Origin of the sequence: Halobellus clavatus (assembly GCF_900107195.1) — an archaeon.
In the GTDB taxonomy this organism is placed as follows: Archaea; Halobacteriota; Halobacteria; order Halobacteriales; family Haloferacaceae; genus Haloquadratum; species Haloquadratum clavatum.
In genome coordinates this window covers 271,749-286,879 of sequence record NZ_FNPB01000001.1, presented here as the reverse complement: position 1 = coordinate 286,879, position 15,131 = coordinate 271,749, and the positions used below count along the sequence as shown (strand labels likewise).

Sequence of the window (15,131 nt, the reverse complement as noted above, 5' to 3'; positions counted from 1 at the left end):
AATCAGGCCCCGCAAACCACGTGCTGATGGACCTAGGGTCGGCTGACGCCTTCGACCGGATGGGCACGCTCGGCGTCGAAGAGGAGTTCTACATCGTCGACGAGCGCGGCCGTCCGACGTCAGGTATCTCTGATCTCGTCTACGACCACCCCCCGACGGGGATTCTCGAAGACCGCATCGATCACGAGTTGTTCCAGTTCACGATCGAAACGCAGACGCCGCTGATCGAGGACATCGACTCGGTCGGCTCGGTCGTCCGCGAAGTCCGCGAGGCGCTCATCGAGCACGCGGCGGATCACGGCTACCGCATCGCGGCCGCGGGGCTCCACCCGGCCGCGGACTGGCGCGAACTCGATCACGCGACGAAGCCGCGGTATCAGTCCCAACTCGACCGCATCCAGTATCCACAGCATCGCAACACCACTGCGGGACTGCACATCCACGTCGGCGTCGACGACGCCGAGAAGGCTACCTGGATCGCGAACGAACTCCGGTGGTATCTGCCGCCGGTACTCGCGCTGTCGGTCAACTCACCGTTCTGGTGCGGACTGGATACGGGACTCTCGTCGGCCCGCGCGAAGATCTTCGAGGCGCTGCCGAACACGGGGATGCCGACCCGGTTCGAGGACTTCGAGTCGTATCTCGAGTTCGAGCGGCGGATGGTCGAACTCGGCTCGATCGAGGACCGCGGCGAACTCTGGTACGACGTCCGCCCGCACACCGGTCACGGCACCGTCGAAGTACGCACGCCGGACGCCCAGAGCAACCCGGCCGCGACGGTCGACTTCGTGGAGTACGTCTACGCGCTGGTCCGCGACCTCGCGGACCGCTATGAGGCCGGCGAGTCAGGGCACGAGATCCGCCGCGAACTCCTCGACGCGAACAAGTGGCACGCGATGCGGTACGGCTACGACGCCGAGTTCATCACTCGCGATGCCGAAGACACTGTGACGCTCGCGGAGTTCGTCGCCGCCGAATCCGACCGACTGCCGACGGACGCGCTCCGCCGGCGCTTCGACACCGAGAGCGGGGCGGCGTGGCAGCGTCGCCTCCGCGACGAGGCGGGAATGGACGCGCTGTGCGAGGCGATCTGCCTCGATTGAGGGACGCCCGCGGCGAGAAAAGCTTTTAGCCGGCGAGATCTGACCTTCTTGATAGAACACGATGTCCTCCGAGGATCCACACGACGAGCACGACGAGCACGAAGCGGGGAGCGATGAATCACCAGCGGGTGGAGACGACACCCACGAGCAGGACGGGATCGAAATCGACGTCGCGGACGCAGACGGCACGGTCGAAGCGGCCGCGGACGACACCTACGAGGAGGACGAAGGAGGCGCGAGTGCCCGCGCTCGCCTCGAAGCCGAAGCCGATCGCGCGGTCTCGGAGTTCGACGAGGGGATCGTCGACCTGCTCGCGTGGCTCCTCGACACGGAGACGCGCGCTCGCATCTACGTCTACCTCCGAAAGAACCCCCACTCCACCAGCGAGGAAGTCGCGGACGGAACCGGCCTCTACCCCAGTACCGTCCGGGAGGCGCTCGCGGACCTCCACGAGGAAGAGACCGTCTCGCGCCGCAAGCGCGAGAACGCGGGGGCGGGGAACAATCCCTACGAGTACACCGCGATCGCCCCGAGCGATCTGGTCCGGGGGGTCGCCGAACAGGTCCAATCCGAACTGAACACCGTCTTCAACCTCGACAGCCGGCTCGGGGGAGCGACCGAAGAGAGCGACGGCGGTCCCGTCAGCATCACCGTCGACGAGGACCCGAGCGACGAGGACGACGACCACACGTCGACGGACACCGACCCGACCGACTCCGACGAGTCGGCCTGACGCGGCCGCCGAGCGCCCAGACCGTTTCGTCCGACCGGTGTTTTCGCGTCATTTTTAACGCCTCACGGCGACGTACCGCCAATGACCGGGCCTTGGACCGACTGGGACCACGTGCTGAAAGTGGACCCGGATAAAGACCTCGTGGACGGAGAGACGTTCGAGGACGTCTGCCGGACCGGCACCGACGCCATCGAGATCGGGGGGACACTCGACATCACGACCGAGAAGATGCAGAACGTTGTCGACGCCTGCGCGCGCTACGACGTGCCGCTCTATCAGGAGCCCTCGAATCCGGGCGTCGTCATCGAATCCGACGCTCTCGACGGGTATCTCGTCCCGACCGTATTCAACGCCGACTCCTCGTTCTGGGTGACCGGCGCGCACAAAGAGTGGGTCCGCATCGACGGCCCGCTCGATTGGGACCGTACGACGACGGAGGCGTACATCGTTCTCAACCCCGACGCCTCGGTCGCCGAACTTACCGACGCCGACACCGACCAGACCGCCGCCGACGTCGCGTCCTTCGCGGCCGTCGCAGAGAAGATGTTCGGACAGGAGATCGTCTACATCGAGTACTCGGGCACGTTCGGCGACCCCGAGAAGGTCGCCGCCGCTCGCGACGCTCTCGAGGAGTCGACGCTGTTCTACGGCGGCGGGATCGGCGATTACGACAGCGCCTACGAGATGGGACAGCACGCCGACACGATCGTCGTCGGTGACCTGCTGCACGACGAGGGTGTCGACGCCATCCGCGAGACTGTTGAAGGCGTGACCGACGCCCACGCCGAAGCGGTCCTCGAGTAGCACACGATCCGATCGGTCGCGTTCGGTCCAGTCCAGTCGCGTTCGGTTCAGTCCAGTCGCGTTCGGTCCAGTCACGTTCGGTTCAGTCCAGTCGCGTTCGGTTCAGTCCAGTCGCGTTCGATCCAGTCCAGTCGCGTTCGGTCCAGTCCGGTTCCCTCTCCGATCGAAATCGGACAGCGTGTGCGGTATCTATAGTAGCGTTTGCAACTGATTGCTCAGCCGATCGCACGCCATCGTGCGATCGTGTGAGTGAAGACTTGCAAACGCTACTATAATTCAGGTCGATTCGGACGAATCAGCGCTCAGGTCCTGACTGCGTATCTTGCACCCCGGTTCAGAATGGGTCAGCGGTACGCGTCGAATTCCCTGCCAAAGAGCAGGAAGTAACCAGTACCGACGAGACCGACGACAGAGGCGACTGTGAAGGCGATCTCGGGACTGACGGAGTCCCATAGGTAGCCGCCGACCGCCGCGCTCGGGATGACCACCGTGTTCCGGAGCAGGTAGTACGTGCCCGTGACGCGGCCACCAGTGTCCTGCTCGGCAGGCCCGACAATCAGTGCCTTATGGGAAGGCAGGCCCGCGAAACGCAGCCCCGAGAACGCGAACACGAGGATCAACGCAAGTGTACTCTCTGGAGTGTTGATGAGCACGATCGGAAACGTGGCATAGACGGCGAACCCGAGTGCAACGACAGGTTTGAGTCCGACGTGCTCGGCGGCCTTGGCAGCGGGGGCCATTACGAGCAGTGCGATCAGCATCTCGACCCCGAGCAGATATCCGAAGAAGGCCTCCGGCGACAGGTCAAGGGCATACGAAAACCCGCCAGCAGCGATCGTCGTTTCTAGACCAACGCTGAGGAAACGCGTGACAACGAGGACAAAGAACACGTAGACCATACCGTTGGCGAAGCGGACGAGCGTGTCGCCGACCAGCAACGGCCGGAGTTCTTCGGGCATATCCCGGAAATCCCGTCGGACTTGCTCAAGCCCCTCGAAGGAGTCCCCAATGGTATCCGAACTGGCGTCGTAGCGGAAGTGCTGGACGATGGTGCCGACGGCCCCAAAGACGACCGCGGTCGCAAGAACGTACTGGAAACTGACGGTGAACTCAGGGTGAAAGCCGATGAGAACAGCCGCCAGCACCGGACCGATCAGGAACGCGGTCCGGCGGAACGTTTCAGTGCTGGCGAAGCCCGCCGCCAGCCGCGAGGGGTCGGTCGCTTGTTTGACGACCGCGAACGTCGCACCCAGGCCGAATGACTTCCACGCCTGTGCCAGAAACAATCCAACGAAGATCCAGATCCAGGGCTGAATAGCAACACTTGCGAGTTCTACTGTCCCGATAGCGGGTGCGACCAGCCAGACCCCGAAGCCCACAGTCGAGAGCAAGCCGAAGACAGTGAGCGCGTAGCGCGAGCCGAGACGGTCGGACACCGCGCCGCCAGGGTACGGGTAGACCGCTGAAATGATGTTTCCAACTGTCCCGAATAGTCCGACAACGAAGCCGGATGCACCGAGTGCGACAATATACTCGGGCAGGTACCGGCTAGTCATCTGGAAGCCAAGGCTGAATGCGAACATCGCCAGCGAGAGCACCAGTACGTCCCGCTGCAAAGCGAAGAACTGCCGGAATGCGTCAAGCGGTCCTGCCGCCTCAGCCTGTTGACGTTCCATCCTCTGAACCAGCCGGTCGCATTGCCTGCGAATCTTCCGCTCGCCTCTTGCCGATATACTCGTCGAAGGGATTTGTAACGAGTTGCTCACGTTCGTCACGGATCTCACAGACCTTCTTGCTCTCCTGTGTATGGGGGTCTTTCAAGACCCAACCACGGATTTCTACGTCGGCCTCTGATTCAAACGTTGAGCAGCCCACTGTGGCCACAACACCGCATTCGTCCAACTCCGCCGTCGAGACTTCTTGGAACTCTTGTTCAGAACGCTCAACACCGATCTCCCGCATTACCTCGACAACCTCAGGGTAGATTTCGTCTGCGGGATTGGTCCTCCTGTGAGAATTCCACCCCCAGTTTCCAAGTCCCCGCCGCTTCCGCTCTTGCCGGGCGAACTCGGCGGACGTTTGGCTTCTCCCCGCGTTTGGACAAAAACGAATCCGAGTTTCACGCTCTGGCCGATGATCTCATTCGTGCGCAGAAAGTGATTACTATGACCCCTACCGAGAGATATATATCCCGTACTGAGCATCCGCGAGCGAAGCGAGCGGTTCACGCCGACGAGCGGGCGCAGGCCGCGAGTCCGGCGGCATTTTTCCCTCCAGGTTTTTGCGCGGAGGGGTCCACGGTCTACAGGACCCCTCCGTGGAAAAAGGTGGATGTGAATCGCCCGTTTTTAAGACCGGCGGGCCGGTACATCCGACTATGCAGAACAGAACTTTCACGGCTGACGCCGCGCCCGGCGACGAGGTTACCGTCGCCGGCTGGGTCCACGAGGTCCGTGACCTCGGCGGGATCGCTTTCCTCATTGTTCGGGACAAATCGGGGAAGATTCAGATCAAACTCGAGGAGGATTCGATGGACGACGAACTCGTCGAGACCGGCCTCGACGTGGCCCGCGAGAGCGTCATCAGCGTCAGCGGCTCGGTGAAAGAGGAGCCGCGTGCGCCGACCGACGTCGAGATCCTCCCCGAATCGATCGAGGTGCTGGCCGAGTCCGACACCGAACTCCCGCTCGATCCCTCCGGGAAAGTCGACGCCGAACTGTCGACGCGGCTCGACAACCGGACGCTCGACCTCCGAAAGGGGGAGGTGAAGGCGGTCTTCGAGATCCGCTCGGAGATCCTCCGCTCCGTCCGCGCGGCCTTCCGCGACCTCGGCTGCACGGAGATCAACACCCCGAAGATCGTCGCCACCGGGACCGAGGGCGGCACCGAGCTGTTCCCGATCACGTACTTCGGCGAGGAGGCGTTTATGAACCAATCGCCGCAGCTGTTCAAGCAGCTGATGGTCGGCTCCGGCCTCGAACGCGTCTTCGAGATCGGTCCGATCTTCCGCGCTGAGGAGCACAACACGCCGCGGCACCTCAACGAGGCGACGTCGATCGACTTCGAGTCGGCCTTCGTCGACCACACCGAGGCGATGGACGCCTGCGAGCACGTCGTCAAGAGCGCCTACGAGGGCGTCGCGGCGAACTGCGAGTCCGCACTGGAGACGCTGGGTCTCACCGAGGAGTTCGAGGTTCCCGACGGCGAGCTCCCGCGTCTCACCTACGAGGAGGCCATCGAGCGGATCAACGCGACGGGCGAACTCGACGAGCAACTCGTCTGGGGCGACGACCTCCCCACCGAGGGCGAGCGCGCGCTCGGCGACGACGTCGGCTCGCACTACTTCATCACCGACTGGCCCTCGGAGATCAAGCCGTTCTACATCAAGGACCACGACGACGACGAGCAACTCTCGACGGGCTTCGATATGATGCACCCGCGGATGGAACTCGTCTCCGGCGGCCAGCGTGAACACCGCTATGAGCACCTCGTGGCCGGCTTCGAGCAGCAGGGACTCGACCCCGACCAGTTCGAGTACTACACGAAGATGTTCAAATACGGGATGCCGCCACACGCCGGCTGGGGACTCGGCGGCGAGCGCCTCGTGATGACGATGCTCGGACTGGAGAACATTCGGGAGGCCGTGTTGTTCCCGCGCGACCGCCAGCGTCTGTCGCCGTAGGCGACGACGCGACTGCGAGCACCTGAGCCCGCCGGACCAAGCGCAGCGCCTCACCAAACCGCGTCCGATTTAACGCGGCCCCTGCAACCGACACGCGATGACAGACGAGGCGACGGCGTTCGTCCCCGGCCACATCACGGGCTTCTTCAGCGCCCACCCCGACGACGACCCGTCGGCGGCGGGTTCTCGGGGTGCCGGGATCACGCTGTCGCACGGCGTCGACGTCCGCGTCCACCGCGAGAGCGGCCCCTCGCTCAGACTCAACGGCGATCCGATCGACGTCGATGCCGTCGACGCCGTGCTCGAGGCCCTGGACGCGGGCGACGTCGTCGTGACCGCGGAGACGCCACTCCCGCTCGGGGCCGGCTTCGGCGTCTCCGGGGCGCTCGCGCTCGGGACGGCCTACGCCATCAACGCGATCGCCGACACCCGGCGGACCGAGAACGACCTCGTCGGGATCGCACACCGCGCGGAAGTCGACGCGGGAACGGGCCTCGGCGACGTCGTGGCGCAGGCCCGTGGCGGCCTTCCGATCCGCCTGGACCCCGGCGGCCCGGCTCACGGCCGCCTCGATGGTATCCCCGCCAGCCCCCGCGTCGAGTACGTTACGTTCGGCTCGGTTTCGACGGAGCAGATTCTCTCGGGCGACACGCGCGCGCTGACCGCCGCTGGCGAGCGAGCGCTCTCGGACCTCCGGGCGGAGCCGACGCCGTCGCGATTCCTCGCCCTCTCGCGGCGATTCGCTCGCGAGGCCGATCTCCTCACCGAGCGCGTCGGCGACGCCATCACCGACGTCCGAGACGCCGGCGGCGATGCCGCGATGGCGATGCTCGGCGATACCGTCTTCGCGTTCGGTGACAGTCTCTCCGCGGCCGGCTACGATCCCGCGGTCTGCTCGGTCCACGCCGCGGGCGCGACGCTCCGATCGGCGGAGTGAGTTCCCGAGGCGCTCCCGTCGACTGACGCTCCCGGAATCGGCCCGCTTTTCTCTCGGCCGCCCGATCCCTGTCGTATGAGCGAGATCGACGTGCCGGAGAGCCACCCGCGGTACCAGTCGCTGCTCACGCGACACCGGATCGAGGAAGGAGTCGACAAGGGAATCACCAGCCGTCAGGGCCTCATCGCCGAGGGTCGCGGCGAGGCGTTCGATTACCTCCTCGGCGAGGAGACGCTCCCGTCCGCCGACGAGGCCGCTCGCGCCGCCGCCGCACTCCTGCACCTCGCCGAGCGCCCGGTCCTCTCGGTCAACGGCAACGTGGCCGCACTCGTCCCGGGGGAGATGATCGACCTCGCGGCGGCCGTGGACGCCGCTATCGAGGTGAACCTGTTCAACCGGACCGACGAGCGGATGCGCACGATCGCCGCGCACCTCCGTGACCACGGCGCTGAGGAAGCCGGGGTCCCGATCAAGGGACTGACCGCCGACGCGCGGCTCCCCGGTCTCGACCACGAGCGCTCGAAGGTCGACGCCGGCGGTATCGGGTCGGCGGACGTGGTGCTCGTACCGCTCGAGGACGGCGACCGCGCGGAGGCGCTCTCGGTGATGGGCAAGAGCGAGATCGTGATCGACCTGAATCCCCTCTCGCGGTCGGCCAAAACCGCCGCCGTTCCGATCGTCGACAACATCCTCCGAGCCGTCCCGAACATCACCGAGCACGCACAGGAACTGGAGTCCGCCGCCACCGATGACCTGGAGGCGATCGTTCGATCGTTCGACCCGGAAGCGGCCCTCGACGCCGCCGAGGGGACCATCCGCTCTGGCGACCTGGAATAACGGGACCCCGAGCGCCCGGCTCGACGGGTCTCAGTCGGCCGCGAGGTGGCCTTTCACGTCTCCTGCAACTCGGCTTCGACGAGCGCCTCGTTGAGATCGCCGCGCACGAACTCTCCGGTCTCGCGGTCCATTGCGGTCGTGACGATCCGGTTCTCCTGCACGCTCGATCCGTCGCGCAGCAGCAGCCGGACGTTGCCGTTGTCGTCGGCGCGGGTCACCTTCGCGCGGAGGCCAGTCCTCGATCCCGTACCGCCGGCGTCGATCGGCCCGGGGACGATCTTCTTCACGTGCGGGTGGTCGGCCACGACGCCGATCGCGCGCCGGCCTTTGCGCCCGCCGATGAGCGTCGAGTGCGAGCCGCCGAGTTTCTCTTTCGGCGCCGTCTCGACGACTTCCAGCGAGCGCTCGCCGCGGCGTTCGAGGACGCGCTCGACGGGGTCGTCGGCGGCGATCCGATAGAATTCGTGGTGCAGTTGTGCCCGCGCCTCGCGCAAGACGTCGCGATCGCCGGACGCGAAGACCGTCTCGGGGCGCTTCCGGCGGATGTCGTCGGCGACGCGGCCCGCGAAGTTCCGGAGTTCGACGACCGCCGCCTCGGGATCGTCCTCCGGCATCGTCGTCAGCGCGGTCCGGCCGACGATCTCCTCGTCGTCGAGCATCGTCAGTTCCGCGCGGTCGCGCTCGAAGACGACGACCACGGCGTCGCAGTTGGCCGTGTTACAGACCAGGCAGTAATCGCCCGGGCGTTCGAGCGGCGTGCCGCACCGCCGGCAGTCCATACCGAACGGAGACGACGGAAAAATAAAAGCACGGCTATCGGTGGCTGCGCCCAGTCCGGATTCTGCACCGCTCTGACTGCCCCGAGAGCGAACTGTTCGGTGCCACCGATCTCGGAGCCCGGTGTGCCATCCACCTGTGAGTTCCCTGCGCCATCCATCTGTGGTTTTCCCGTGCTGTCCGTTCCCGAGCCCTCCGTGTCACCTGTCTCGGGCCCCGTGGGACGATCGACTCCGACGGTCGCCGTCAGAGGTCTCGGGGGCTCGTCTTCAGGTACTCTCTGAACAGGACCGTCGCGTAGGACCCCGACGGGAGCGAAAACGAGAGTTCGTATGAATCGGCGTCGGGATCGACGTCGGTCTCGACGGCCGTCCGTAGCAGGACCGCCCGGCGCGTTCCCGTCGAGTGGAACTCGCCCGGCCGGTCGAAGTCCTCGGGTGCGAGGTCGAGATCGGACAGTACCGCTCGCTCGACATCGCCCGGTTCGCCCGCCGCGAGGTCGGTCTCGGTGCCGACGAGCGGTGCGGTCACGAAGGCGCGCCCCCGCTCGCAGTGGCGACGCATCACGTCGACCCGGCCGTCGGTGGCGACGTTCGTGCGGTCGGTATCCGGACGGGACAACTCCGCTGGCGCGTCGCTATCGGCGAAGCACACCACGTCGCCCTCGACGGGGTGGGTCAACGGCAGCCCACGACTCAGCCGCTCGCTGATGATGCGGTTGAACGCGTACGACTGCGCGGCGTTGACGAACAGCCGCTGGAGGTTCGAGGGCACTGCTTCCAGCGCGTGCCGCCAGTCCGCGGGGTTCTCGCTCCCGTCCTCGCGAAGCCGGTGGAGCATCGACCGCTCGAACCGGAGCGCGCCGGGCATCCGTTCGAGCGCGGCCGCCCAGTCTGGCTCGGCTGTCGCGGCCTGCTCGTCGACGAATTCGCGGGCCGCGCGGGTCGCGCTGGGCTCCGCCTCGTAGGGGTTGCCGACGTACGTCAACACCGCTTCGCGCCACGCCCCGCGGGCGATCGCCAGGCCAACCTCGTGGGTGACGGGCCGGCGGCTGCCGAACCGCTGGTGGCCGAAGTAGTTCGGGACGGCCACCTCGACGGGAGCTCCGGACGCAGCGACTGCAGCGTCCTCGCCGCCCGAACGGACGCCGTGCAACGCCTCGGTGATCGACTGCACGGGGTCGGTGTCGGCGTCGCGGACGCGGACCTCGAAGGCGTTGCCCGCCAGGTCGCCGAAGTGGAGCGCCCGGCCCACCCGTCCGAGAGCGTCGACGTCGGCCCCCGCGATCTCCGGGAGCCGCTCGGCATCGACGTCTGCGAGCGTGAACAGCTGCGTCGTGACGGCGTGTTTGTCTTTCGTCCCCGCCCAGGAGACCCGTTCACGGCTGATTCCGAGCGCGTTCGAGAGCCGGTTGGCGAAGTCGTTCGTGTCCCACTCGCGGAGCGTCGCCCGGACGAGAAGGTGCGGGAAATCGCCCGGATCTGCGTCGAGGGGTTCGGGCTCGACCGCCTCGATCTCGCGGACCCGGAAGTCCTCGGGCCGGTCGCGCAGCCGACCGCCGGTCCCGTCGGCGTCGCTGCAGTAATATTCGATCCCGACGCGACGTTCCAGCGGGTGGGCCTCGCGCATTCGGTTCTTCGAATGCCGCTCGACAAGTAAGGTCGCTCCGGTTCCCGTCGGTCGCGGCTACTCGGGACTGCCGGGTCCGTCGTCCATCCCAGTGATCTCGAACCGCGCGCCGCCCGCGGCCGACTCGCGGACCGTGACGTCCCACCCGTGGGCGGCCGCTGCGGAGACGACGATGTTCAGCCCGAATCCCGTCCCGCTGTCGGCGGTGGTGTAGCCGTACTCGAAGATCCGTTCGCGCTCGGCTGGCGGGATCCCCGGACCGTCGTCCGAGACGGCGACGCCCCCGGCCTCGGGCAGCGGCGAGACCCGAACGGTGACCTCGCCGTCGTCCGCGTGCCGGAGCGCGTTCTCGAAGAGGTTCTCGAACAGGCGGCCGATGCGCCGCTCGTCTCCGACGACCGTTCCCAGGTCGCCCTCGATGATGCAGGTCGCCCCCTCCTCACTCGACGGCTCGCACGGTCCGCTGTCGTTCTCTCCTCGGTACTCACAGATCGCGTCCCACGCGTCGGTGACGACCTCCGCGAGGTCGACCCGCTCGCCGTCGTCGATGCGGTGTCCGTCGCTGACCAGCGCGCGGACGTCGTCGACGATGTCGGCCATCCGACCGTGGACGCGGTCCAGCCGATCGAGGAACTCCTCGCCGCCTTCGGCTTCCTCGCGCAGGATGGTGACCTGCGCCTGGGCCGCGTTGAGTGGGTTCCGGAGATCGTGTGTCAGCGTCTCCGCGAACCGTTCGAGTTCGCGCTCGCTCCGCTTCGTCACGTCTCTGACGACGCTCACGAGGCACTCTCGCCCGTCGAGGGTCGTCTTCGAGACGGTCGACTCCGCCCGAAACGTCGTTCCGTCGGCGCGGCGCGCCCGCCAGCGGTACGTTCCGTGCTCGCCGCGTTCCGCTTCCTCTACTGCCTCGGATCGGACCTCGGACTCCGCATCCGTGTCGACGACGTACGCGCCCGGGTCGAGGGTCCGAAACGACTCGCGATCGTATCCGAACACCGCCTCGATCCCGCCGGCGACGGCGACGAGATCGCCGCTCGCCGCGTCGTGTACGAGTACCGCGTCGCCGAGGTCCTCCGCGATCCGGGCGAACGCGTCGTCCGGATCAACCCCCGCGAATTCGTTCATCTATCTGTTCTGCGTCGCGAGGGGTGGTAAGTCGTTTGGCCGTTGGGTTTCGCGGCCGCGGACCGATACGGTCGCTCAGTACAACGAGAGGTCGCCAGTCACCCGATCGACTTCCTCGTCGGAGCCGGGGCCGACGGCCAGACACGTCACCGTTCCCGGATCGACCTGTGTGTGTCCCGCGTCCCGGACGATAGCGTTCGGGAGACCCAGCCGCTCGGCCTCGTCGGCGAGGCGGAACAGCGCGTCTTCGCCGTCGGCCTTGAGGACGACCTTCTTCTGCCCGCCACCTTTCCACTCCGTTCTCGTCCGCCGGCCCGTGTCCTCGTAGGCCGACAGCGACGCGTGGGCCACCTGCGCAGCGAGCTTGCCGCGACCCATTCCGAGGTCGGTCCGGGCGACGATTGCCTGCTTCATAGGCGCGAATGGCCCGCGAGCCGGTATATGTCCTCGCTTTGGGGGTCGCGCCCCGGCGTTGCCTGTCACGCGGGTCGCGGGAAAGCGTGTGCCTTTACGTCGCTCGCTCCCGGTGTCTCGCACGATGATACTCTCGGACGACGACATCCTCGCGCGACTAGAGGCCGGCGACCTCGTCGTCGAACCGATCGACGACCTCGATATGCAGGTCCAGCCGGCGAGCCTCGATCTGCGCCTCGGCGAGGAGTTCTTGGAGTTCCAGCGGACGAACATCTCCTGTATCCACCCGAACCGCGAGTCGGAGGTCTCCGACTACGTGACCGAGACGCGGGTCCCCGAGGGCGAGGAGTTCATCCTCCACCCCGGCGACTTCGTCCTCGGCACGACCAAAGAGCGCGTCGAGATCCCGCCCGACCTCCTGGCGACGGTCGAGGGGCGCTCCTCGCTGGGTCGGCTGGCGGTCGTCATCCACGCGACGGCCGGCATCGTCGACCCCGGATACGAGGGCCAGATCACGCTCGAACTGTCGAATCTCGGCACGGCTCCGGTCGCACTCACGCCGGGGATGCGCGTCTCCCAGCTCGTCTTCACGGAGCTCACACAGCCCGCCGCGCGCCCGTACGGCGCGGACCGCGGCTCGAAGTACCAGGGGCAGGAGGGCCCCCAGGCCTCCCGAATCGGCGCCGACCCCGAGTTCGAGGAGACGCGCGGGACCGACGGGGGCGCCGAGTCGACGTAAGATGAAGTTCATCGAGGAAGTCGTCGTCGACGAGTTTCTCCCGACGTTCCGCTCGATGCTCGCCGAGGACCTCCGCGACCGAGGCCTCACACAGCACGAGGTGGCCGAGGCGCTCGGCATCAGCCAGAGCGCCGTCTCGAAGTACGCTCACGGGGATGTGAACCGGCGCGAGGAAGTGCTCGAAGACGAGCGCGTCGCAGACCTCGTCGAACGCGTCGGCGAGGGGCTCGCGACCGGCGATATGAGCCGCGTCCAGGCGCTCGTCGAGGCCGAGGTGCTCGTCCGCCGGCTGGAGGCGGGTGACCTCCTCGCGCGACTCCACGAGGAGGCGATGCCCGAACTCGCCGACCACGAGGGCTACGAGCGCATCCACGACCCCGACAGCGGCCTGCGGACGAGCGAACAGGTCCGGTCGTCGGTCCGGCGGGCCCTCCGCCGACTCACGAACGCGAGCGGCTTCGCCGGGCTGATTCCGAACGTCGGCTCGAACCTCGTCGAGAGCCTTCCGGAGGCCGCGACCGTCGACGACGTGGCCGGCGTCCCCGGACGCATCTTCGACGTCAAGGGCCGCGCGACGATCCCCGGCGACCCCGAATTCGGTGTCAGCGAGCACGTCGCAAGCGTGCTGCTGTCGGCTCGCGACGCCGGCCGCGACGTCCACGCCGCGATCAACGTCCGCTACGACCCGGAGGTCGTCGCCGGCCTCGAGGCCGCGGGCTACGACGCCGTCGAGTTCGACGCCGACGCCCCGACGGATCCCATCCGCGAGGCGCTCGCGGACCGCGAGGACCTCTCCTCGACGTTCGTGTGCTATCAGACCGGCGGTTACGGCATCGAACCGATCACCTACGTGCTGGGGCCCGACGCTGAAGCGGTCGTGACTGCGGTCAAGACGCTGCTCGGCGACTGACGGGTCTCGCCGTGCCGTCGGTACTATCGTCCCCGTGCCGCCCGCTCGCCGCCACGTCGCCCTCGGCGTCCGTACCCAGTGAGTCGAAGCCAGCGCACCGACGACACCGCGCGGGAGGCATCGCGGCGACGACATCGTGTGGGAGGCACTCCCCCGACAACGTTGGGTGAGAGGCACCACCTCGACGACGTCACACAGCAGCCACCGAACGGTCGTGTACAGCGCGCACCAACAGCCAAACGACTTACACACACAGAAGTCCATTATCCAAGTGATGAATTCCGAAGCGATATCCATCGCCAGATCGACGGCAACCGATCGAGTGGCCGCCGGAGGGGTCGTTCGATGAACATGCTCGTCGACGGCGAGTGGCGGACAGACGCATACGAGACGACCAACGAGGACGGCGAATTCGACCGGCAGGAGACCACGTTCCGCGACTGGATCCAGGACGATCCCGACGCCGAGTACCCGGCCGAGTCCGGTCGCTACCACGTCTACATCTCACGGGCCTGCCCGTGGGCACACCGCGTGGCGATGACCCGCCGACTCCTCGGTCTCACCGACGACATCTCGTTGTCGATCGTCGAACCCGAGCGCTACGACGACGGGTGGGAGTTCTCCGAGGAGTACCCCGACCCGCTCTACGGTGAGGAATACCTCCGGGACATCTACACCCGCGCCGATCACGAGTTCACCGGACGCGTGACCGTTCCCGTCCTGTGGGACACAGCGCAAGAGACCATCGTGAACAATGAGTCCCGCGAGATTATGCGGATGCTCGTCACCGCGTTCGGCGACGAGAACGGCGTCGAACTCCTTCCCGAGGGCCGTGAAGACGAGATCGACACCATCATCGACGACGTCTACGAGTCGATCAACAACGGCGTCTACCGTGCCGGCTTCGCCGACACCCAAGAAGCGTACGACGCGGCGGTCGAAGACCTCTTCGACGCACTCGACCACTGGGAGGAGGTCCTCGAAGACCAGCGCTTCGTCGCGGGCGAAACCTTCACCGAGGCCGACGTCGCGATGTTCGCGACCCTGGTCCGCTTCGACCACGTCTATCACACGCACTTCAAGTGCAACCAACAGGCGATCCACGAGTACCCCAATCTCTGGAACTACACGAAGGAAGTCTACCAGCTGGGCGAGATCGCCGAGACGGTGAACATCGATCACATCACCCGACACTACTACTCGAGTCACGAGGATCTGAACCCCAAGCGGATCGTACCGACCGGTCCCACCATCGACTTCTCCGCGCCGCACAACCGCGACCGACTGCCGGCCGACCTGCCCGCGGAACTCAGCGGCGACGCAGCGCTCGCCGACGACTGAACGGGCCGTTCGCCCGACGCGTCGGTCGGTTCTGCTGCCTGTCGCATCGCCGCGGTTCGAGCATCGATCGCCTCTGCTGGCCGCGGCGCGACATCTGCAC

15 protein-coding genes are annotated in these 15,131 nt (G+C 66.6%); 9 read left to right on the top strand and 6 right to left on the bottom strand.

The window, feature by feature from the left end; translation table 11 throughout:
* Positions 1-26: 26 nt before the first annotated feature.
* From BLU74_RS01470 to BLU74_RS01460, 3 genes are all read left to right on the top strand, one after another.
* Entirely contained in the window at positions 27-1,103 is a 1,077-nt protein-coding gene (locus BLU74_RS01470) for a glutamate--cysteine ligase (RefSeq protein ID WP_089764359.1), read from the top strand.
* Positions 1,104-1,164: 61 nt separating this feature from the next.
* A complete protein-coding gene (locus tag BLU74_RS01465; protein ID WP_089764357.1) occupies positions 1,165-1,836 on the top strand; it encodes a winged helix-turn-helix domain-containing protein in 672 nt (223 codons plus the stop codon).
* Positions 1,837-1,917: 81 nt separating this feature from the next.
* Positions 1,918-2,640, top strand: coding sequence for a phosphoglycerol geranylgeranyltransferase (locus BLU74_RS01460; protein ID WP_089764355.1), 723 nt, complete (start codon positions 1,918-1,920; stop codon positions 2,638-2,640).
* A gap of 344 nt (positions 2,641-2,984) precedes the next feature.
* On the opposite strand, the gene BLU74_RS01455 is transcribed toward BLU74_RS01460, so the two are convergent.
* Positions 2,985-4,316: an MFS transporter gene (locus tag BLU74_RS01455; RefSeq protein WP_089764353.1), complete on the bottom strand. Its 1,332-nt coding sequence runs from the start codon at positions 4,314-4,316 to the stop codon at positions 2,985-2,987.
* Positions 4,297-4,752, bottom strand: a complete 456-nt coding sequence (locus tag BLU74_RS01450) for an arsenate reductase/protein-tyrosine-phosphatase family protein (RefSeq protein WP_089764351.1) — start codon at positions 4,750-4,752, stop codon at positions 4,297-4,299. Before BLU74_RS01450 ends, BLU74_RS01455 begins: the two co-directional genes overlap by 20 nt.
* 265 nt (positions 4,753-5,017) lie before the next feature.
* On the opposite strand from BLU74_RS01450, the gene aspS reads away from it, so the two are divergent.
* The 3 genes from aspS to BLU74_RS01435 all read left to right on the top strand — a co-directional run bounded on the left by aspS (position 5,018) and on the right by BLU74_RS01435 (position 8,096).
* On the top strand, positions 5,018-6,322 hold the full coding sequence (aspS, locus tag BLU74_RS01445) for an aspartate--tRNA(Asn) ligase (RefSeq protein WP_089764349.1): 1,305 nt from the start codon (positions 5,018-5,020) through the stop codon (positions 6,320-6,322).
* A gap of 97 nt (positions 6,323-6,419) precedes the next feature.
* Complete coding sequence (locus tag BLU74_RS01440; RefSeq protein WP_089764347.1) at positions 6,420-7,259, top strand: pantoate kinase; 840 nt, start codon at positions 6,420-6,422, stop codon at positions 7,257-7,259.
* 75 nt (positions 7,260-7,334) lie between these two features.
* Positions 7,335-8,096 (top strand): 4-phosphopantoate--beta-alanine ligase, encoded by a 762-nt coding sequence (locus BLU74_RS01435; RefSeq protein ID WP_089764345.1) that lies wholly within the window; start codon positions 7,335-7,337, stop codon positions 8,094-8,096.
* A 53-nt stretch (positions 8,097-8,149) separates the two neighbouring features.
* Here the strand turns inward: BLU74_RS01435 and BLU74_RS01430 are convergent, their stop codons facing one another.
* The 4 genes from BLU74_RS01430 to pth2 all read right to left on the bottom strand — a co-directional run bounded on the left by BLU74_RS01430 (position 8,150) and on the right by pth2 (position 12,041).
* Positions 8,150-8,875, bottom strand: coding sequence for a DUF2103 domain-containing protein (locus BLU74_RS01430; protein WP_089764342.1), 726 nt, complete (start codon positions 8,873-8,875; stop codon positions 8,150-8,152).
* Positions 8,876-9,119: 244 nt separating this feature from the next.
* Positions 9,120-10,502, bottom strand: coding sequence for a tRNA pseudouridine(13) synthase TruD (gene truD, locus BLU74_RS01425; RefSeq protein WP_089764339.1), 1,383 nt, complete (start codon positions 10,500-10,502; stop codon positions 9,120-9,122).
* 57 nt (positions 10,503-10,559) lie between these two features.
* Positions 10,560-11,627 carry a sensor histidine kinase gene (locus BLU74_RS01420; RefSeq protein ID WP_089764337.1) on the bottom strand — a complete coding sequence of 356 codons (1,068 nt, stop codon included), beginning with the start codon at positions 11,625-11,627 and terminating at the stop codon, positions 10,560-10,562.
* A gap of 75 nt (positions 11,628-11,702) precedes the next feature.
* The gene (gene pth2, locus BLU74_RS01415; protein ID WP_089764335.1) at positions 11,703-12,041 is read right to left on the bottom strand and encodes a peptidyl-tRNA hydrolase Pth2; all 339 of its coding nucleotides are present in this window, start codon (positions 12,039-12,041) and stop codon (positions 11,703-11,705) included.
* Positions 12,042-12,165: 124 nt separating this feature from the next.
* Between pth2 and dcd the strand changes: the two genes are divergently transcribed.
* The 3 genes from dcd to BLU74_RS01400 all read left to right on the top strand — a co-directional run bounded on the left by dcd (position 12,166) and on the right by BLU74_RS01400 (position 15,031).
* Complete coding sequence (gene dcd, locus BLU74_RS01410; RefSeq protein ID WP_089764333.1) at positions 12,166-12,780, top strand: dCTP deaminase; 615 nt, start codon at positions 12,166-12,168, stop codon at positions 12,778-12,780.
* Position 12,781: 1 nt separating this feature from the next.
* Entirely contained in the window at positions 12,782-13,690 is a 909-nt protein-coding gene (locus BLU74_RS01405) for a thiamine-phosphate synthase family protein (RefSeq protein ID WP_089764331.1), read from the top strand.
* A 345-nt stretch (positions 13,691-14,035) separates the two neighbouring features.
* The gene (locus tag BLU74_RS01400) at positions 14,036-15,031 is read left to right on the top strand and encodes a glutathione S-transferase family protein (RefSeq protein WP_089764328.1); all 996 of its coding nucleotides are present in this window, start codon (positions 14,036-14,038) and stop codon (positions 15,029-15,031) included.
* Positions 15,032-15,131 lie beyond the last annotated feature (100 nt).

Bases quoted from the DNA above. Each gene is read 5' to 3' on its own strand.
- BLU74_RS01470 (WP_089764359.1), top strand. From the start codon at position 27: ATGGACCTAGGGTCGGCTGACGCCTTCGACCGGATGGGCACGCTCGGC.
- BLU74_RS01465 (WP_089764357.1), top strand. From the start codon at position 1,165: ATGTCCTCCGAGGATCCACACGACGAGCACGACGAGCACGAAGCGGGG.
- BLU74_RS01460 (WP_089764355.1), top strand. From the start codon at position 1,918: ATGACCGGGCCTTGGACCGACTGGGACCACGTGCTGAAAGTGGACCCG.
- BLU74_RS01455 (WP_089764353.1), bottom strand. From the start codon at position 4,316: ATGGAACGTCAACAGGCTGAGGCGGCAGGACCGCTTGACGCATTCCGG.
- aspS (WP_089764349.1), top strand. From the start codon at position 5,018: ATGCAGAACAGAACTTTCACGGCTGACGCCGCGCCCGGCGACGAGGTT.
- BLU74_RS01440 (WP_089764347.1), top strand. From the start codon at position 6,420: ATGACAGACGAGGCGACGGCGTTCGTCCCCGGCCACATCACGGGCTTC.
- BLU74_RS01435 (WP_089764345.1), top strand. From the start codon at position 7,335: ATGAGCGAGATCGACGTGCCGGAGAGCCACCCGCGGTACCAGTCGCTG.
- BLU74_RS01430 (WP_089764342.1), bottom strand. From the start codon at position 8,875: ATGGACTGCCGGCGGTGCGGCACGCCGCTCGAACGCCCGGGCGATTAC.
- truD (WP_089764339.1), bottom strand. From the start codon at position 10,502: ATGCGCGAGGCCCACCCGCTGGAACGTCGCGTCGGGATCGAATATTAC.
- BLU74_RS01420 (WP_089764337.1), bottom strand. From the start codon at position 11,627: ATGAACGAATTCGCGGGGGTTGATCCGGACGACGCGTTCGCCCGGATC.
- pth2 (WP_089764335.1), bottom strand. From the start codon at position 12,041: ATGAAGCAGGCAATCGTCGCCCGGACCGACCTCGGAATGGGTCGCGGC.
- dcd (WP_089764333.1), top strand. From the start codon at position 12,166: ATGATACTCTCGGACGACGACATCCTCGCGCGACTAGAGGCCGGCGAC.
- BLU74_RS01405 (WP_089764331.1), top strand. From the start codon at position 12,782: ATGAAGTTCATCGAGGAAGTCGTCGTCGACGAGTTTCTCCCGACGTTC.
- BLU74_RS01400 (WP_089764328.1), top strand. From the start codon at position 14,036: ATGAACATGCTCGTCGACGGCGAGTGGCGGACAGACGCATACGAGACG.